Source organism: Parasaccharibacter sp. TMW2.1882, from assembly GCF_023337635.1.
Lineage (GTDB): Bacteria > Pseudomonadota > Alphaproteobacteria > Acetobacterales > Acetobacteraceae > Bombella > Bombella apis.
Map to the genome: position 1 here is coordinate 1,128,825 of NZ_NWUT01000001.1, position 17,614 is coordinate 1,146,438.

Genomic DNA, 17,614 nt, shown 5'->3' on the forward strand with positions numbered 1-17,614 from the left:
GGAAAAAAGACTGGTGCCCAGAAGAAGACTCGAACTTCCACGTCCTTGCGGACACAGGCACCTGAAGCCTGCGCGTCTACCAATTCCGCCATCTGGGCACACTCTCTTGCGAGCATGGTGAACCGGCTGGGACTCGAACCCAGGACCATTCGATTAAAAGTCGAATGCTCTACCAACTGAGCTACCGGTTCACTTGAGGAGGCTATCTACCTGCTCCCCCGGGGAGCGTCAACCCCGGAGGCCGCAGAAAACACCACCCTCACGATTTTCTTCATCCGCCGGACGGCACGCCACCATGCGGACGGAGAATCATCAGGTTTCAGACAGTTATGTCAGTTCTCGATGTAAGCCTTGATGATATGATCCGGATTCTGGACCATGCCAGAAGCCCCGGAGCCACGCTTGATCTTGTCCACATGCTCCATGCCCTCGATCACCTGACCGGCAATGGTGTACTGGCCATCCAGGGACGGCACACGGTCGAACATGATGAAGAACTGGCTGTTGGCGGAGTTCGGGTCCATCGTGCGGGCCATGCCCAGCGTGCCACGGTCGAAGGTGGCCGTCTGGCTGAACTCGGCCGGCAGGTCAGGATAGGAGCTGCCGCCCGTCCCCGTGCCTGTCGGGTCACCACCCTGTGCCATGAAGCCCTCGATCACACGATGGAACTTCACGCCGTTATAGAAACCCTCATTGGCCAGCGTCTCCAGACGCTCGACAGCCTTGGGGGCCAGATCGGGACGCAGGGCGATGACCACCTTGCCATCCTTCAGCTCCAGAACCAGCTTCTTGCCTGTTGTCGTACCTGTCATTGTCGTGCTCTCCCTGAGCTGATCGTTACCATCCTGACCACCGGCCCATGCCTGTGTCAGGGTTCCACCGGTCAAGGCAGAAACTGCTGCAAGACCGGCCATGAAATGTCGCCGTCTCATGTCTGTTCTCCTGTCAGTTTTGCCCGCACGAGGCGGGCGGTCATGGGGCTGACAAATGGGGAAATATCCCCCCCAAGACGGGCAATTTCCTTCACGATCCGGCTCGCCGTCGTACGGTGGCTCTCGGATGCCAGAAGAAAAACCGTTTCAATCTCCGGGGCCAGACGCCGCAGCGCACCGGAAAGCTGGGTCTCGAAATCGAAATCCCCGGCAGAACGCAGACCACGGATCACCGTGCCCGCCCCGGCCTGCCTCACGGCATCCACCAGAAGCGTGTCAAACCCGGTGACAGAAATGCGGTCCTTATGCGGCAGGGCGGCCACTTCCTGCTCCAGCAGCTCCCGTCGCTCCTCGAAACCCAGAAGGGGCCCCTTGGCATCATTGATCGCCACACCGACCACGACATGGTCGAACAGGGCCGCGGCCCGGTCGATCACGTCCAGATGACCGAACGTGACCGGGTCGAACGTGCCGGGATAGAAGCCGATGCGCCGGTCAGTCATCCGTCCCACCGGCATCAGCCGCCGGGGCAGCTCCGGTGTCTCCACCGTCCGCCCCATCAGCCTCGGTCTCACCCTCGGCGGTATCGTCCGCATCATCTTCCATCACGGGGAAAACGCTGATGATTCGCTCGTCACCATCCACACGGAAGAGCGTCACCCCCCCTGCCTGACGGGACATCACACGCACCTGCTCGACCGGCAGACGGATGAGACGGCCCGTATCCGTCACCATCATCACGTCCGTGCCATCCAGCGTCACGAGCGTACCCACGACCTCACGCCCACGGCGGGCGTTGGAGAAGGTCATGTTGTTGATGCCCTGCCCGCCACGGCCGGAGACACGATAGTCATAGGCCGAGGACCGCCGCCCGAAGCCCGTGTCCGTCACGGTGAGCAGGATCTGCTCCTGCGCCTCAAGCTCGGCATAACGGTCTTCGCTCAGCGGGCTGTCAGCCAGAATCTCCTCAAGCCCTTCCTCATCGAAAGCCAGCTCGCTGCCATCCTCGATCTCTTCCTCCAGCCCCTCATCCCCGGGCTGGGCCGCCAGAACACGGCGATGGGCATTGGCAGCCCGGAGGTAAGCAGCCCGCTCCTCCACGCTGGCCTCGACATGGTTCAGCACGGCAAGGGAAACGACCCGGTCACCGTCAGCAAGGCGGATGCCCCGCACGCCAGTGCTGCCACGGCCAGCGAAAACACGCAGCACGTCATCCGTGATCTGGAAGCGGATGGCCCGGGCATTACGGGTGGCGAGGAACACGTCCTGCCCCTCCCGGCATGTTGCCACGCCGATCAGCTGGTCATTCTCATCCAGCTTCATGGCGATCAGACCGGAAGAACGGATGTTGCGGAAGTCGCTCAGGCGGTTGCGCCGCACGTTCCCGCTCGCCGTGGCAAAGACGAGATGCAGGTCATCCCACAGCTCCTCATCCTGCGGCAGCGGCAGAACGGCCGTGATGGTATCCTCGCCCAGCTCCGGCAGCAGGTTGACCAGTGCCCGCCCCTTGGCCGTCGGGGCCGCCTCCGGCAGGTGCCAGACCTTCATGCGGTAGGCCTTCCCGCCCGAGGAGAAGAACAGCACCCACTGGTGGGTATGGGCATTGAAGCTGCGGATGACGATGTCATCGCCTCGCCGCCCCGCTGCCGTGCGGCCACGGCCACCACGGTTCTGCGAACGGAACAGCTCCAGCGGCGTCCGCTTGATGAAACCGTCCCGTGTGATGGTCACCACCATCTGTCCCGGCTCGATCAGGCTCTCATCGGACTGGTCACCCAGCGCATCGGAGATTTCCGTGCAGCGTGGGTCAGCCAGAGCAGCACGGGCGGCCTGAAGCTCGTCCCGCATGACCTCCATGCGGCGCACATGGCTGCCAATGATCTCCAGAAGCTCCGTGATGCGGGCACTGACCTCTGCCAGCTCCGCCTGAATCTTCTCACGCTCCAGACCGGTCAGACGCTGGAGGCGCAGCTCCAGAATCCCACGGGCCTGCGCTTCTGTCAGATGGACACGGCCATCGATGATCACATTGCCTTCATCATGGATCAGCTCCAGCAGCGGCTCCACGTCGGCGGCAGGCCATGTGCGTGTCATGAGCTGCTCACGGGCCGTGGCGGCATCCGGGGCGGAACGGATGAGGGCGATCACCTCGTCAATGTTGGCCACGGCCAGCACCAGACCGACCAGCAGATGCCCCCGATCCCTCGCCTTGTTCAGGTCGAAACGGGCACGGCGGAGAATCACATCCTCACGGAAGCGGATGAAGGCCTCCAGCACGTCCCGCAGCCCCATGGTGCGGGGGCGGCCTTCATCCAGTGCCAGCATGTTGACGCTGAAGCTCGTCTGAAGCTGGGTGAAACGGTAAAGCTGGTTCAGCACCACTTCCGGCGTGGCGTCACGCTTCAGCTCGATCACCACCCGCATGCCGGAACGGTCACTTTCATCCCGGATGTCGGAAATGCCTTCAATGTCCTTGGAGCGGACGAGATCGGCAATCTTCTCCTGCAGTGTGGCCTTGTTGACCTGATATGGAATCTCCGTCACCACGATGGCGAAGCGGTCCTTGCGGATCTCCTCGATCTCGGCACGGGCACGGACAGGGATGGAGCCACGGCCCGTCTCATAGGCCTGCCGGATGCCCCGACGGCCCATGATGATCCCGCCGGTCGGGAAATCCGGCCCCGGGACGATCTGCATCAGCTCTTCCAGCGTCATGTCCGGGTTGGCGATCAGGGCCAGAACGGCATCGATCACCTCGCCCGGATTGTGGGGCGGGATGTTGGTGGCCATGCCCACCGCAATGCCGGACGCCCCATTGACCAGAAGATTCGGGAAGGCAGCCGGAAGAACCTGCGGCTCCTGCTCGCTCTCGTCATAGTTGGGCTGGAAGGCGACCGTATCCCGGTCAATGTCATCCAGCAGGAAGGAGGCAGATTTGGCCAGCCGGGCCTCGGTGTAGCGCATGGCCGCCGGACTGTCGCCATCGACAGACCCGAAATTGCCCTGCCCATCCACCAGCCGCACACGCATGGACCAGGACTGCGCCATGCGCACCATGGCGTCGTAAATGGAACTGTCACCATGCGGGTGATATTTACCCATCACGTCACCGACCGCACGGGCCGACTTGCGGTAGGGCTTGTCCGCCGTGAAACCACTCTCCCGCATGGCGTACAAGATACGCCGGTGCACGGGCTTGAGGCCGTCACGCACATCTGGCAGCGCACGGGAAACAATCACCGACATCGCATAGGCCAGATAGGAGGAACGCATTTCCTCTTCAATCGTCACCGGGAGGCGGTCGGAAGGCAAAATATCGTGCGGCTCGCTCAAGACAGGTCCACCAGTTTTCTGTAAATGGTCAGTGATCAAGCATAACCCATTCTACCTCAGGTGCCTAGTTCCTCCCCACCCGCCCTGCTGCAACGTGACCGGATACCCCGCCCCTCCCCCATGCCTTTTTCTCCTCCTCTTCCTGCCCCCCACATCACGGAACTGCCATGGTGCCCCCCGGAGCGGCTCTTCCCCCTCTGCCGGGAGGGAGGCGCATCCGTCTTTCTCGATAGCGGCGGCCCGGCAGAACAGGAACGGCATCGCTGGAGCTTCCTCTGTCCCCGTCCGGCCGGACGGCTCACCCTGCCCCTGGCGGAGATGCACCATCTCCCGCAGCATCTGCGGGCCTTTCGGGCCGCCCATGCACCGGCGGGCCGCCCTTCCCCCCATCTGCCGGAACTTCCCTTCACCGGCGGCGTGATCGGCCTGCTCAGCTATGAGGCCGGCATGGCCCGTGAGGGCCTCACCTCCCGCCACGCAACGGGTTGCCCCGCCTTCACAGCACTGGCCTGCCGGGACCTGTTCATTTTCGACAGGCTGGAGCAAAGACTCTGGTGGGTCAGTGCGGACGGCACCCCACCACCGGACCAGCCCGCCACCACGGCCAGACCGGACCGCCCGGGGCCGTCTCTCACCCCCGTGGCCGAACAGGATGCCGCCACGTGGCAGGCTGCCGTCCGGACCGTGCAGGAGTACATTGCGGCCGGAGACATCTTTCAGGCCAACCTGACAATGCGCTGGGTCGCCCCCCGCCCGGAGACGCTCGATCTGCACGCCCTCTACAATCAGCTCCGCACTCGCTGCCCGGCCCCCTTCGGGGCCTGGTTCCACACGCCGGACTTCACGCTGCTCAGTGCCTCGGTCGAACGCTTTCTTTCACTGGACCGTCAGGGACGCATCGAGACACGGCCCATCAAGGGCACCTGCCCCGTCAGTGATGATCCCCAGCAGAATGGCGCCCTGAAAGAGGCCCTCCACAGGGATGAGAAAGAGCTGGCCGAGAACCTGATGATCACCGACCTCATGCGCCACGACATCGGCAGGGTCTGTCAGCTGGGCAGTGTGGATGTTCCGCAGCTTTTTGCCGTGGAACGGTTCGCTCACGTTCACCATCTCGTCTCCAGCGTGACGGGGCAGCTTCAAAGGGACCATGATGCCACCGACCTTCTGGCAGCCACGATTCCCCCCGGTTCCGTCACCGGAGCCCCGAAATACCGGGCCATGCAGATCATTGATGAGGTCGAGTCTTCTGCCAGAGGAGCCTATTGCGGCACGCTTTTCCGGCTGGGCTGGGATGGTGCGCTGGACAGTTCCGTCATCATCCGCAGCATCAGCGCCACAGCCAGCCATTTGCAGGTAGGAGCCGGTGGGGGCATCACCTACCCTTCACATCCAGAGCGGGAATATGAGGAAATGTGCCTCAAGGCCGCTCCCCTGCTGGCCGTCCTGCGTGACCATGGAGCCTGATGCATGGCACCCACACCCTGCCCCTTTCTCTGGCTCAATGACCAGCTGCTCCCGGCGGACAGTCCAGCCATCATGGCACAGGACCGTGGTTTTCTGCTGGGTGATGGGCTTTTTGAAACCATGCAGCTTCGCCACGGGGCTGCCCCCCGGCTGGAAGCCCATCTGGCACGGCTGGAAGATGGCTGCCATACCCTGCGCCTGCCCTTTCCCGGACGGGACACGATCCGGCAGGCCCTGCCCCACCTGATGGCTGCCAACAGCCTGACAGATGGTTCCGCCCGCCTGACCCTCACACGAGGCCCCGGCCCAAGAGGGCTGGCTCCGCCTGTCAGACCACACACCACGCTGCTCATCACGACAGCCCCACCGTCAGAACAGTCCGCCACCCCCGTCCGGCTGCATGTCAGCACGCAGCGACGGGACAGGCAGGCCGTGCTGAACCGGGTGAAGTCCCTCAACGCCCTGCCCGCCATCCTTGCCCGCATGGAAGCACGGGAAAAAGGGGCCGATGATGCCCTCTGGCTCACCCACGAGGGTGAGATTGCCGAAGCCACAGCCGCCAGCTTTCTGGCCCTGCTGGATGGGCAGATCGTCACGCCACCCCTCTCCGCCGGAATCCTGCCCGGAATCTCCCGGAGCCGCCTGCTCTCTGCCGGTCTCTGCACGGAACGCCTCCTGACGGAAGCCGACATTCCCAAGTTCCAGGGGGCCTGGCTCATCACGGCCCTGAGCCTGACCCCGATCGCCGCCATAGGGACGCAGGCGCTGCCACTTCAGCCGGAACAGACGGGCCGGCTGCGGCATTTTCTTTATGACGCCTCATGACGTCTCCATCTGGACCATTGAATCCCTCCCGATCAACCGCCACATCTCCCCCATGACTGCTGACAAACACACCACTCCCGCCCTGCCCAAGGCCCCCGTGGCCCGGCGCAATCCCGTCGTGCTGGAACAGCTCGGCCGCACCCGTACGGATTCCTACGCATGGATGAAGGACGAAAACTGGCAGAAGGTCCTGCGGGACCCGTCCGTCCTGCGGGATGACATACGCTCCCATCTGAAACAGGAAAACGCCTATACGGAGGCCGTCCTCGCCGGAACGGTGCCGCTTCAGGAAGACCTCTTCAAGGAGATGGTCGGCCGCATTCCTCCGGCAGAAGAGTCCGTGCCGCTGCCTGACGGGCCGTGGCTGTACGGCCTGCGCTTCGAGAAGGATGCCCAGTACCCGCTCCATGTCCGCCGCCCCCGCAAGGCCGGGGCCAGCGAGGCCGACGGACCGGAAGAAATCCTGCTGGACGTGAACGAACTGGCCGCCCGGCACAGCTTCTACAGCCTCGCCCAGGCCGCCCACACAGAGGACCACCGTTATTACGTCTATGCCGAGGACGTGCAGGGGTCGGAAGTCTACCGGATTCAGGTCAAGGACCTTGCCACGGGTGAACTCTGCGCCCCCGCCGTGGAAAGCAGCACGGGCAGCTTCACCCTCTCCCCGGACAGCCAGCATCTCTTCTGGATCTACCGGGACGACAATGGTCGCCCCTCCCGCATCTATCGCCGCCCGCTTCTGGGTGGTGAGGACACGCTCATCTTTGACGAAACCGACCCCGGCTTCTTCCTCAGCATCGGTGTCAGTGCCTCCCGGAAATGGATCGCCATTGAAAGGGGCGACCATGACACGAACGAGACCCTGCTCATCCCTGCCTCAGACCCGACGGCCATGCCCAAAGTCGCTGCACCGCTGGTGCGGGGGGAACGCTACAGCCTGACCCACTGGCAGGACCGCTTCATCGTCCTGACCAACGCAGGCGGGGCCGTGGACTTCAAGCTGATGACGGCCCCGGAAGCCACGCCGGACCGTGCCCACTGGCAGGAGTTCCTGCCCCATGAGGAAGGCCATTTCCTCCTCGGTGTCAGTGCCGGGAAGGACCATCTGGCCTGGCTGGAGCGGCGCAACGGCAATACGGAAATCTTCACCCTCAGCCGTGAGGACGCCGACAGGGGCGACATCCGCCGCCATGCCCGCCACATCAGCATGGACGAACCCGCCTATACGCTCAGCCTGCTGGGCGTGCTGGAATATGACCAGCCCTTCCTGCGCTACATCTACCAGTCCCCCACGACCCCGGCGCACTGGTATGATTATGACATGCGGACAGGGGAGAAAAACCTCCGCAAGATACGGGAGGTTCCCTCGGGCCACGACCCTGCCGCCTATGAGACACGCCGCCTGTTCGCCCGGGCTGATGATGGCGCCATGGTGCCCGTCACCCTCCTGATGAAGAAAGGGACGAAGCTGGATGGGCAGAATCCCATGCTGCTGTACGGCTATGGTTCCTACGGCATCTCCATGGAGGCCAGCTTCTCCACCACCGCCCTCAGCCTCGTGGACCGTGGCGTGATCCATGCCACGGCCCACGTGCGGGGTGGCAGTGAAAAAGGCTGGAACTGGTTCCTTGAAGGGCGGGCAACCAAAAAGACCAACAGCTTCACCGACTTCATCAGCTGTGCCCGGCACCTGATTGCCGAAGGCTACACCGCCCCCCGCCGCATCGTGGCGCATGGGGGCTCGGCAGGCGGGCTGCTGATGGGAGCCGTTGCCAACATGGCACCGGAGCTGTTTGCCGGTATCGCCGCACAGGTACCGTTCGTGGACATGCTGAACACCATGTCGGACGTCTCCCTGCCGCTTACGCCGCCGGAATGGCCGGAATGGGGTAACCCGCTGACGGACCCGGAGGCTTACGACCTCATCGCCAGCTATTCTCCCTATGACAATATCCGCCCCGTCTCCTACCCGGCCATTCTGGCCCTGGGAGGGTTGTCCGACCCACGGGTGACCTACTGGGAGCCGGCCAAATGGATCGCCCGCCTGCGGGAAGAGGCACGGGGGGGGCCCTTCCTCTGCCAGATCAACATGGAGGCAGGGCATGGTGGGTCTTCGGGGCGCTTTGCCCGCCTGAAGGAAGTGGCTCTCGTGCAGGCCTTCGCCCTCTGGAGCCTGAAACAGGCAGAAAACTGACCTCCTGAAAGAAAAGCCCCTGCTCCTTTTACGGAACAGGGGCTTTTTCTGGCGGTCCCGCCCACTTACTGGAGATCGTCGCCCTGATCTTCCGAATCGAGTTCAGAGAGCTGGTTACATATCTTGCCCAGCCGTGCATTCTGCCCGGCAACCCCACCCCCACAGGCCGTGCGTGCATCCCGGCCGCAGCTGGCAATCACGCTCTCCATGTCCGATTCCAGCACATCCCGCAGAAGACCGACATCGAAGCTGCGCTGGGCCGTTTCCTCGTCATCCAGCTGCTTCTGCACCTTGCGCATCTCATCCAGGGTCTTCAGGCACTGGTTGCCCGCCGAATTCGGGCTGACCCGCAGAACAGCAAGGATATTGTTCACCACGACGCCCTTGGCATTCACGGCTGGGTCGTCATCATCCGTTCGGGCCGCACCCCCTGCCCAGGCCTGGCTGGCCAGACAGAGGCTCCCCAGGAAAAGAACCGGCACGAGCTTGCGGAAACATGAAGGACGAAAAGATGGAAACTGGCTCATGCCGGGCAGCATAATCTGAAAAGGATCAGGAAGAAATGGGGTTTTGGCCGCCACAACCTTGACTCACCCCCAAAGGACAGGGTATGCGGACGCCAAGTTTCGCGGGCGTCTCAGCCCTGCATTATGAGAGCCGCTGTCCGGAAGGGCAGGCAGGCCTGTCTTTTCTGTCGGGGAGCCTGAACATCATGAAGATCCGTAACAGCCTGAAGTCCGCCAAGGTTCGTGACAAGAACTGCCGTGTCGTGCGTCGTCGCGGCCGCGTGTATGTCATCAACAAGCAGAACCCGCGCATGAAGGCCCGTCAGGGCTGAGCTGACAGACGGATGGGACGGTGCGGCATGTCCACGGCTCCGCTGCGCCACCCTGTCTTTCATGCTCTGAAGCGTGAAGCCCCCTCCGGGGGGCTGAAGCCTCCCGCTTTTCGGCTGGGGGCTTTTTTTATGGCGGCGGCCTGTCTGTTCTACAGTGCAGGGCCAGCGGCCATGGCAGCCACCGCTCCGGCCCACAAGCCAGTGCAGGGCCAGCCCCATGCAGCAATACCCGCACCCGACTCCAAAAACAGCCTTCATGTTCCACCGCCCCCAAAGCCGCACAGCCCGAGCCTGAAAGAAAAGCTGGAACAGACCGAGCAGGCCATTGCCAGCGAACAGGATGACCAGAAGGCCCACAGCCTGATGAAAAAGGCTGACACGCTGCGCCTCTACAGTGTCAAGAACAGTGGCCGCATCCTGCTCAGCGAGGCACAGGATGAACTCAAACAGGGCCATACAGGTGACGCTGAAAAAGACCTCTCTGCGGCTCTGACCCTCCAGCCCGACAACGCCTTCCTCCGCCGCCAGCGGGCTGCCGTCCGCTTTCTCGGCAATGATCTGACAGGAGCCGTGCAGGACCTTCAGGTGGCGCTGGTGCATGACCCTGGCGATGCCCAGAGCTGGGACATTCTGGCCCACACGCAGGAACATCTCCATCATCCCCATCAGGCCCTCCATGCCTATACCGAGGCCCTGACACACGCCCCCCTGCTCCCGGACGGACAGAAACGCTACCGGCAGCTGGAACAGCAGGCCAACGGCATCCCGGACTGACCTTTCCCGGTTACATGAAAGACACCGGGTCCACGTCCACGTCGATGCGGGCATCATTCTTGCGGGGCGCACCGTCCAGCCACCGCCTCAGCAGGGGCTGAAGGGCGATGTCCCGCCGGGTCCGCAGGAGAAGACGGTACCGGTACCGGTCCCGCAACAGGGCCAGAGGGGCCGGAGCCGGCCCCAGAACCTGAATCCCCTCCCCCCGTGGGGCGTGCATGGCCAGCAGGCGGGCCAGCTCCTCCGCCTGCCGCTCCTTCGGCGCACTGACGATCACAGCAGCAAGACGCCCGTAAGGAGGCCAGAATCCCGGACGACGCTGGGCGGCCTCCTGCTCCATGAAGCTGATGAAGTCATTGGCCAGCAGGGCCTTCATCACCGGGTGATCGCCCGCATAACTTTGCAGCATCACCTGCCCCGGCTTCGTGCCACGCCCTGCACGCCCCGCCACCTGATGAAGCAGCTGCATGGTCCGTTCCGCCGCCCGCAAGTCACCCCCACCCAGCCCGAGGTCCGCATCCACCACCCCGACCAGCGTCAGGTCCGGGAAGTGCCATCCCTTGGCCACGACCTGCGTGCCAATGATGAGGTCCACCTCCCTGCTGGCGATTTTCCGCACGGCTTCTTCCATGGCCGTGGGCGAGGTCAGCGTGTCGGAGGCCATGCTCAGCAGCCGTGCATCCGGGAAGCGGGCCTGTGCCTCCTCATGAATGCGCTCCACCCCCGGGCCGATCGGCACGAGACTGTCCTGCGCCCCGCAGGATGGACAGGCACTGACAAGTGGCTGGGTGTATTCACAGTGATGACAGGCCAGAATCCGGCGGCGCCTGTGCTCCACCATCCACGCCGAACAATGAGGACATTGCAGGCGGTGCCCACAGGCACGGCACAACGTCATCGGTGCATAGCCACGCCGGTTCAGAAACAGCATGCTCTGCTCCCCGGCCTTCATCCGCTCTTCAATGCTCTCACAGAGCAGAGGAGATAGAAACTGCCCCCGCTCCGGGCCATGCTCCTTCATGTCGATCAGGGTGATCTCCGGCATCTGGGCCGTTCCATGCCGGGCCTCCAGCACCTCATGACGGAAGCGCCCCTTCTGCACATTGACGAGCGTCTCCATGGACGGTGTGGCGGAGACGAGAATGACCGCCCCCTGCACCAGCCTCGCCCGCACGATGGCCATGTCCCGCCCGTGATAGAGAACACCTTCTTCCTGCTTGTAGGTGTTCTCGTGTTCCTCATCGACCACCACAAGCCCGAGACGGGCAAAAGGCAGGAACAGGGCAGAGCGTGCCCCCACGACAACCTGCTGCCGCCCCTCGGCAATGGCGCACCATGTCTCCCGCCGTGTCTTCTGCCCCAGCTCGGAATGCCAGACGGCAGGCCGGATGCCGAAGCGCCGTTCAAAACGGTCCGTCCACTGGGCCGTCAGGACGATCTCCGGCAGCAGCACCAGTACCTGCCTGCCCTGCCTCAGGCACGCTGCCACAGCCTCGAAATAGACCTCCGTCTTGCCGGACCCCGTCACCCCCTCCAGCAGCGTGACATTGAAGGTCCGCTCCTCCACGCCGGCCACCAGCGCCTCCGCCGCCTCGGCCTGCTCTGCGGAAAGGGTCGGCGGGGCATGGTCCGGGTCCGCCTGTCCGGCAGGGGATGGTACCTCCATGAGGCACTCTTCCAGCACCCCTGCATTGGCCAGACCCCGGATCACCGCCGCACTGGCCCCGCTCTGCGCCGCCAGCATCGCCGTGGTGCCGGGACCACCCTGTTCCAGAGCCTCCAGAACGGCCCTGCGGGCCGGGGTCAGACGCAGCGTGTCCGGCAGGGGGCCGGGTTTCCGCATCCAGCCCATGAGGGGTTTCATGCTGCCCGCCTGCGCCGGAACCCGCAGGGCAATGGCCAGCACCATGCCCGGCGCACTCAGGCCATAGGCCGCCACCCAGTCGATGAACTGGCGGAGATCATCCGGGAGGGGCGGTACATGTTCCAGCACGGCCGAGATGGGACGCAGTTTTGCAAAAGCGAACGTTTTCCCTCTGGAGACCGGACGGAAATCGACAGGAAGATGGGCTGGCTCGCCGTCCCACACACAACCTGTCAGCTCCTGCCGCCCCAGCGGCACACGCACCAGCGTTCCCGGTGCCAGAAGCCTGTCGGACCGATAATCCAGCGGGCCATCGAAGGGACGGGGCACCAGAACGGAAAGACGATGACCGGCTTCCATTCTCCTGCTATGGGGAGGGAGGCTGTTTTCTGCCATGTCTTCATCCTAACCTCTCCGGCAGGGAAATACCATGCGCCTTCCATTTGGAAGCCCCCCCTCCAGCGCCATGACCATTCATACGGCCCATGAGGCCCTCACGGCCTGGCAGGACTGGCTGACCCATGAGAAAAGAGCCAGCAAGGCCACACGGACAGCCTATCTGCACGATGTCTCCCTCGCTCTCGGTTTCTTCAGCCGCCACTTTGGTGGGGACCTGCCGCTGGAAGCACTGGGCAAGCTGACACTGGCTGATTTCCGCTCATGGCTGGCCCATGAAACGAACCGGGCCGAAAAGATGGCCCGCCTCCATCCCGGCAGCCGTCACACGCCAGATGGCCACGCCCGCAGCCGGGCCCGCCGCATCTCCGCTCTGCGGGCCTTTTACCGCTATCTGGAAAAAGAACACCGCATCACCAATCCGGCCCTCACCCTCCTGCGCAGCCCCCGGCTGAAAACCCGCCTCCCCCGCCCTCTGACGCCGGAAACGGCACGCACGGCCCCGGACGGTATTGCCGACCAGACAGCCGATGGCCATTTTGCCCTGCGGGATGCCGCCCTGTTCACCCTGCTATATGGCACGGGCCTGCGCATCAGCGAGGGACTGTCCCTCAATGTCGGTGACGTGGAGCGGATCAGCGATGACATTCTGTTTGTCACAGGCAAGGGAGGGAAGGAAAGAGCCGTGCCTGTCCTGCCCGCCGTCCGGGATGCTCTGGGACGCTGGCTGGCCGTCCATCCCTCACCCCATGCCAGTGCACCGCTTTTCTGCGGCGTACGGGGTGGACGCCTCAATCCGGGTGTGGCCCAACGGGCCATGCGGCAATGGCGCCTGATGGAAGGACTGCCCGATTCTGCCACCCCCCACGCCCTGCGCCATGCCTTCGCCTCCCACCTGCTCCAGAATGGAGCAGACCTGCGGGCGATTCAGGAACTTCTGGGTCATGCCAGCCTGTCCAGCACACAGATATACACGCTGGCAGACGAGCATCACCTCATGGAGGTCTGGCAGAAGGCCCATCCCCGGGCCGACCGTTGACAGCTCCTTCCTGATCCAGACTGACCTTTCATTGCCGACCTCTTCGGACAGACCCATCATCCCATGACGACGCACGCTTCCCGTTTCCTCCCTTTCCTCACCGGCATCATTCTGGCATTTGGCAGTTCCTTCATGGCGTCTTCTGCGGCTCTGGCCTCCAGCCCCGAACCGGCCTGCCGCCAGACCCACATCACCACGCTGCCCCTCAAGGAAACAGGCTATTACCTGACGACCGTGGCGCAGATTCATGGCCATTCCCTCTCCATGATCGTGGATACAGGGTCCGAGGGCAGCCTGCTGACACCAGATGCCATCACCCACCTGCATCTCACCCCCAATGAGGAAGATGCCACCATCATCTCCGGGCCGGACGGACGGGGGCATGTAGCGCCGACCATCCAGCTGGCGACCATCACGCTTGGACAGCTCACCTATCACCATCCTGTCCTGCCTTTGGGCACCCTGCCGGGATTCCCCGCCATACAGCCCCCCGTGCTGGGGCTGATCGGCATGGACCTGCTCGGCCATTATGATCTGGACCTCGACCTGCCCCATCACCGGCTCAGCCTGTGGGACATCCATACCGGGTCCCTCCTCTGCCGCCAGCCGCCTTTCTGGTCCATACCGGGGCAGCGGCTTGTCGCCCAACGCATCCGCAACCGGTTCTTCATCCCCTTCACGCTGGATGGTCAGAAAGGGCTGGCGCTGATCGACAGCGGGGCCCGCTCCCACATCATCAGCCGGGACTTCGTCCACAGGCTCGGCATCACGAAAGAGCAGCTGGACCGGGACCCCGGCGGGACCAGCGCAGGCATTGGCGACAGGGAGCACCGCTATCACTGGCACCGTTTCAACCGCCTCACCCTTGGCGGGCAGACCCAGCTGCACCCGGTCCTCACCGTCACTTCCCTGCATGAACAGGCCGACATGCTCCTCGGAGCCGACTGGCTGATCCATCATCAGCTCTGGCTCTCGGCAGGGCCGGAGGGGGCCGTTTTCATACACGCCCCCTGAAATGGAATTTTCATGAAGAAAAACGTAAAAAAGTGATATTTCTCTATTGCCAACAACACCGTATCCCGCTAGATAGACGCCATCCCAAGGGAACGACGCTTTTCCAGAAAAGCTGAAGACTGCGGGTGTAGCTCAGTTGGTTAGAGCGCCGGCCTGTCACGCCGGAGGTCGCGGGTTCGAGCCCCGTCACTCGCGCCACTCTTTTTCAAAAGGGTGGCGTTTTTTATTCCCTCCTCTCCTCCTTGATATCATGATCCGCCTTCTGCTGCGGAAAGATCGTTTCGGCCCTTTCAGGCAAGAAAATCCTTGCATCCTGAACGCAGCTGCCCGACATCTCTGCCCATGCCTTATATCGTCAAGGAACTATTCGCCACATTGCAGGGTGAGGGTGCCCATTCCGGGCGTGCGGCCATATTCTGCCGGTTCACCGGCTGCAATCTCTGGTCCGGCCGGGAAGAGGACCGCCACAAGGCCCAGTGCACCTTCTGCGACACGGACTTCATCGGGACGGACGGCCCCGGCGGAGGCCGCTTTGCCACGGCTGAAGCTCTGGCCGCTGCGCTGGATGACTGCTGGCAGGCCCACACCGCGGACGGGACCCGACGTTATGTCGTCTTCACCGGTGGGGAACCCCTGCTCCAGCTTGATGCAGCCCTGATCGCCGCCACAAGGGCCCGTGGTTTCACCATCGCCGTGGAAACCAATGGCAGTCTTCCTGCCCCTGAAGGAATCGACTGGGTCTGCGTCAGCCCCAAACCCGGCCAGCCGCTGAAACAGACACATGGCCATGAGCTGAAGCTCGTCTATCCACAGGACACCCTGACGCCGGAACAGTTTGCGGCGTGCGACTTCCAGCATTTCTGGCTACAACCCATGGATGGACCGGACCGCCCTGCCAATACGGAAAAGGCCGTGCGCTACTGCCAGACCCACCCGCAATGGCGGCTGAGCCTGCAAACCCACAAACTGATCGGAATCCCCTGATGACGACACCCGCTTCCCCCTCCGCCAGCCATCAGGCCGCCCGGAACCGCCGTGCGCTCGTCCTCTTCTCCGGTGGGCAGGATTCCGCCACCTGTCTGGCTTGGGCCCTGCATCATTTCGACCATGTGGAGACGGTCGGCTTCGCCTACGGGCAGCGTCACGCCGTGGAGCTGGAGTGCCGCACCACCCTGCGGCAGAGCATCAGTGCCCAGAATCCCGCATGGGCAGAAAAGCTGGGAGAGGATCACACGATCGACCTGGCCAGCCTCGGCGCCCTCTCTGATACCGCCCTGACACGGGATGCCGAGATCAGCATGGGGGAGAACGGGCTGCCCAACACCTTCGTGCCGGGCCGGAACCTGATCTTCCTGACCTTCGCCGCTGCCCTCGCCTTCCGCCGCAGCATCCGCCACATCATCACCGGTGTGTGCGAGACGGACTATTCCGGCTATCCCGACTGCCGGGACGACACCATCAAGGCCCTTCAGGTTGCCCTCAATCTGGGCATGGAGCAGCGTTTCGTCCTCCACACGCCGCTCATGTGGATCAACAAGGCACAGACATGGCAGCTCTGCCACGATCTGGGCGGAGCTGACCTGACAGAAACCATCCGCCATGAGAGCCATTCCTGCTATAAGGGAGACCGTACCCATGAGCATGCATGGGGATTCGGCTGTGGAGACTGCCCCGCCTGTGCCCTGCGTGCCGAAGGGTGGCGGCAGTATCAGGAGGGGGCATGAGCGACATCACCCGGACAGAACTGGTTTTCACACGGCGTTTCTGCATGGGGCACCGGCTCATCTCAGGCAGCAGCGAGCGTTGTGCCATCCCGCACGGGCATAACGAATATGTCACCGTCACGCTGGTGCCCGGCCCCAACGCTCCGCAGGACCGGCGGCTGGATGGGCACGGCAACATGCTGCTGCCCTTTGCCGAGGCCAAGGGCAGCTGGCACCGCTTCATCGACGAACGGATGGACCACAGTTTCCAGCTTTCCGAGTCTGACCCGCTTCTGGGCTGGTTTGCCGAGCATGAACCCCAGCGGCTGGACCGCCTTGTCGTCACGCCCGGCGACCCGACGACGGAACTGCTCGCCGCCCTGCTGATGAGCAAACTTCAGGCGTTCCTGACCGCCCAGGGCGGGCTGCTGTCCCCCGCCTCGCTCGAGATCAAGGAGACGCCCACCAACACGGTGCGCCTGCATGGCGACCCGTCCCTCTATCTCCCGCTGGTGGACCGCCCGGCAGACCGGTGCTGGTGGCACCGGGCCGACGATACCACACGGGACTGACACCGCCCCGCAAAGCGGTCTCAGTCCCGCATCAGAGCCATAACTTCCTGCCGGGCCTGAGCATCATCGGCCCAGAGACCGTAAGAACCTGTCGTCACGGTCGTGGCACCGGGGCTGCGGACCCCCCGCAGGCTCATGCACATATGCTCGGCTTCCACCACGACCAGAACGGCTTTCGGCTCCAGCACCTCAACCATCGCCTGCACGATCTGGTCTGTCAGACGTTCCTGAAGCTGCGGGCGGCGGGCATAGCCTTCCACGACACGGGCCAGCTTGCTCAGCCCCGTCAGGCGGCCACCTTCCGGCAGATAGGCCACATGGGCACGCCCCAGAACCGGCAGGAGATGATGCTCGCAGGTGGACTGGAAGCGTATGTCCTTCACCAGCACCATGCCGCCATGCTGGTCGGCACTGAACTGCTTTTTCAGGTGGTCCCGCGGGTCCTCATACAGGCCGGAGAAAATCTCCAGATACATCTTCGCCACACGGTCCGGCGTATCCCGCAACCCTTCACGGGAGGGGTCTTCCCCTATGGCCAGCAGAAGCTCCCGCACGCCTCCGGCAATGCGGCTGATGGCGTCCTCCGGCCGGGTGATCGCTCCGGCGGCACCCTCCGGTGTCGGGGCCTGTTTCCCCGGAATCCCTGTCTCATTGGCTGACATT

General features: G+C 63.6%; 16 protein-coding genes and 3 tRNA genes. 11 read left to right on the forward strand and 8 right to left on the reverse strand.

Features of this window, described 5'->3' with window-relative positions; all coding sequences use genetic code 11:
• Positions 1-11: 11 nt before the first annotated feature.
• From CO583_RS05160 to gyrA, 5 genes are all read right to left on the reverse strand, one after another.
• A tRNA-Leu gene (locus CO583_RS05160) sits at positions 12-98 on the reverse strand.
• Between the two features lie 17 nt (positions 99-115).
• Positions 116-191, reverse strand: a tRNA-Lys gene (locus CO583_RS05165).
• A gap of 141 nt (positions 192-332) precedes the next feature.
• Positions 333-812: a peptidylprolyl isomerase gene (locus tag CO583_RS05170; protein WP_043561902.1), complete on the reverse strand. Its 480-nt coding sequence runs from the start codon at positions 810-812 to the stop codon at positions 333-335.
• 116 nt (positions 813-928) lie between these two features.
• Positions 929-1,435: a pantetheine-phosphate adenylyltransferase gene (coaD, locus tag CO583_RS05175; protein WP_373364577.1), complete on the reverse strand. Its 507-nt coding sequence runs from the start codon at positions 1,433-1,435 to the stop codon at positions 929-931.
• Positions 1,428-4,205, reverse strand: a complete 2,778-nt coding sequence (gene gyrA, locus CO583_RS05180) for a DNA gyrase subunit A (RefSeq protein ID WP_248630852.1) — start codon at positions 4,203-4,205, stop codon at positions 1,428-1,430. Before gyrA ends, coaD begins: the two co-directional genes overlap by 8 nt.
• A gap of 120 nt (positions 4,206-4,325) precedes the next feature.
• Between gyrA and CO583_RS05185 the strand changes: the two genes are divergently transcribed.
• The 3 genes from CO583_RS05185 to CO583_RS05195 are packed head-to-tail and all read left to right on the forward strand — an operon-like array spanning position 4,326 to position 8,751.
• Positions 4,326-5,732, forward strand: coding sequence for an anthranilate synthase component I family protein (locus CO583_RS05185; RefSeq protein WP_248630821.1), 1,407 nt, complete (start codon positions 4,326-4,328; stop codon positions 5,730-5,732).
• 3 nt (positions 5,733-5,735) lie between these two features.
• Positions 5,736-6,557, forward strand: coding sequence for an aminotransferase class IV (locus tag CO583_RS05190; protein ID WP_248630820.1), 822 nt, complete (start codon positions 5,736-5,738; stop codon positions 6,555-6,557).
• A 52-nt stretch (positions 6,558-6,609) separates the two neighbouring features.
• Positions 6,610-8,751 carry a S9 family peptidase gene (locus CO583_RS05195; RefSeq protein ID WP_248630851.1) on the forward strand — a complete coding sequence of 714 codons (2,142 nt, stop codon included), beginning with the start codon at positions 6,610-6,612 and terminating at the stop codon, positions 8,749-8,751.
• A gap of 65 nt (positions 8,752-8,816) precedes the next feature.
• On the opposite strand, the gene CO583_RS05200 is transcribed toward CO583_RS05195, so the two are convergent.
• Positions 8,817-9,233: a hypothetical protein gene (locus CO583_RS05200; RefSeq protein ID WP_043561914.1), complete on the reverse strand. Its 417-nt coding sequence runs from the start codon at positions 9,231-9,233 to the stop codon at positions 8,817-8,819.
• Between the two features lie 230 nt (positions 9,234-9,463).
• Here CO583_RS05200 and ykgO point away from each other — a divergent pair, with 230 nt between their 5' ends.
• Both ykgO and CO583_RS05210 read left to right on the forward strand, forming a co-directional pair.
• Complete coding sequence (ykgO, locus tag CO583_RS05205; RefSeq protein WP_043561915.1) at positions 9,464-9,589, forward strand: type B 50S ribosomal protein L36; 126 nt, start codon at positions 9,464-9,466, stop codon at positions 9,587-9,589.
• A 27-nt stretch (positions 9,590-9,616) separates the two neighbouring features.
• Entirely contained in the window at positions 9,617-10,363 is a 747-nt protein-coding gene (locus tag CO583_RS05210; protein WP_248630819.1) for a M48 family metallopeptidase, read from the forward strand.
• Between the two features lie 10 nt (positions 10,364-10,373).
• On the opposite strand, the gene CO583_RS05215 is transcribed toward CO583_RS05210, so the two are convergent.
• Entirely contained in the window at positions 10,374-12,623 is a 2,250-nt protein-coding gene (locus CO583_RS05215) for a primosomal protein N' (protein WP_103765741.1), read from the reverse strand.
• 34 nt (positions 12,624-12,657) lie between these two features.
• Here CO583_RS05215 and CO583_RS05220 point away from each other — a divergent pair, with 34 nt between their 5' ends.
• From CO583_RS05220 to CO583_RS05245, 6 genes are all read left to right on the forward strand, one after another.
• Positions 12,658-13,662 carry a tyrosine recombinase XerC gene (locus CO583_RS05220; protein ID WP_232317260.1) on the forward strand — a complete coding sequence of 335 codons (1,005 nt, stop codon included), beginning with the start codon at positions 12,658-12,660 and terminating at the stop codon, positions 13,660-13,662.
• Between the two features lie 63 nt (positions 13,663-13,725).
• Entirely contained in the window at positions 13,726-14,676 is a 951-nt protein-coding gene (locus CO583_RS05225) for a retroviral-like aspartic protease family protein (RefSeq protein ID WP_248630818.1), read from the forward strand.
• Between the two features lie 121 nt (positions 14,677-14,797).
• Positions 14,798-14,874: transfer RNA gene (locus CO583_RS05230), tRNA-Asp, on the forward strand.
• A gap of 144 nt (positions 14,875-15,018) precedes the next feature.
• Positions 15,019-15,660, forward strand: a complete 642-nt coding sequence (gene queE, locus CO583_RS05235; RefSeq protein WP_248630850.1) for a 7-carboxy-7-deazaguanine synthase — start codon at positions 15,019-15,021, stop codon at positions 15,658-15,660.
• The gene (gene queC / locus CO583_RS05240; RefSeq protein WP_081562516.1) at positions 15,660-16,400 is read left to right on the forward strand and encodes a 7-cyano-7-deazaguanine synthase QueC; all 741 of its coding nucleotides are present in this window, start codon (positions 15,660-15,662) and stop codon (positions 16,398-16,400) included. Before queE ends, queC begins: the two co-directional genes overlap by 1 nt.
• The gene (locus CO583_RS05245; RefSeq protein ID WP_248630816.1) at positions 16,397-16,951 is read left to right on the forward strand and encodes a 6-carboxytetrahydropterin synthase; all 555 of its coding nucleotides are present in this window, start codon (positions 16,397-16,399) and stop codon (positions 16,949-16,951) included. The genes queC and CO583_RS05245 overlap by 4 nt, the downstream gene beginning before the upstream one ends.
• A gap of 20 nt (positions 16,952-16,971) precedes the next feature.
• Here the strand turns inward: CO583_RS05245 and folE are convergent, their stop codons facing one another.
• Complete coding sequence (folE, locus tag CO583_RS05250; protein ID WP_081847770.1) at positions 16,972-17,613, reverse strand: GTP cyclohydrolase I FolE; 642 nt, start codon at positions 17,611-17,613, stop codon at positions 16,972-16,974.
• Position 17,614: the final 1 nt, after the last annotated feature.

Bases quoted from the DNA above. Each gene is read 5' to 3' on its own strand.
- CO583_RS05195 (WP_248630851.1), top strand. From the start codon at position 6,610: ATGACTGCTGACAAACACACCACTCCCGCCCTGCCCAAGGCCCCCGTG.
- queC (WP_081562516.1), top strand. From the start codon at position 15,660: ATGACGACACCCGCTTCCCCCTCCGCCAGCCATCAGGCCGCCCGGAAC.
- queE (WP_248630850.1), top strand. From the start codon at position 15,019: ATGCCTTATATCGTCAAGGAACTATTCGCCACATTGCAGGGTGAGGGT.
- coaD (WP_373364577.1), bottom strand. From the start codon at position 1,435: ATGACTGACCGGCGCATCGGCTTCTATCCCGGCACGTTCGACCCGGTC.
- CO583_RS05225 (WP_248630818.1), top strand. From the start codon at position 13,726: ATGACGACGCACGCTTCCCGTTTCCTCCCTTTCCTCACCGGCATCATT.
- CO583_RS05190 (WP_248630820.1), top strand. From the start codon at position 5,736: ATGGCACCCACACCCTGCCCCTTTCTCTGGCTCAATGACCAGCTGCTC.
- gyrA (WP_248630852.1), bottom strand. From the start codon at position 4,205: ATGCGTTCCTCCTATCTGGCCTATGCGATGTCGGTGATTGTTTCCCGT.
- CO583_RS05245 (WP_248630816.1), top strand. From the start codon at position 16,397: ATGAGCGACATCACCCGGACAGAACTGGTTTTCACACGGCGTTTCTGC.
- CO583_RS05210 (WP_248630819.1), top strand. From the start codon at position 9,617: ATGTCCACGGCTCCGCTGCGCCACCCTGTCTTTCATGCTCTGAAGCGT.
- CO583_RS05170 (WP_043561902.1), bottom strand. From the start codon at position 812: ATGACAGGTACGACAACAGGCAAGAAGCTGGTTCTGGAGCTGAAGGAT.
- CO583_RS05215 (WP_103765741.1), bottom strand. From the start codon at position 12,623: ATGGCAGAAAACAGCCTCCCTCCCCATAGCAGGAGAATGGAAGCCGGT.
- ykgO (WP_043561915.1), top strand. From the start codon at position 9,464: ATGAAGATCCGTAACAGCCTGAAGTCCGCCAAGGTTCGTGACAAGAAC.
- CO583_RS05220 (WP_232317260.1), top strand. From the start codon at position 12,658: ATGCGCCTTCCATTTGGAAGCCCCCCCTCCAGCGCCATGACCATTCAT.
- folE (WP_081847770.1), bottom strand. From the start codon at position 17,613: ATGTCAGCCAATGAGACAGGGATTCCGGGGAAACAGGCCCCGACACCG.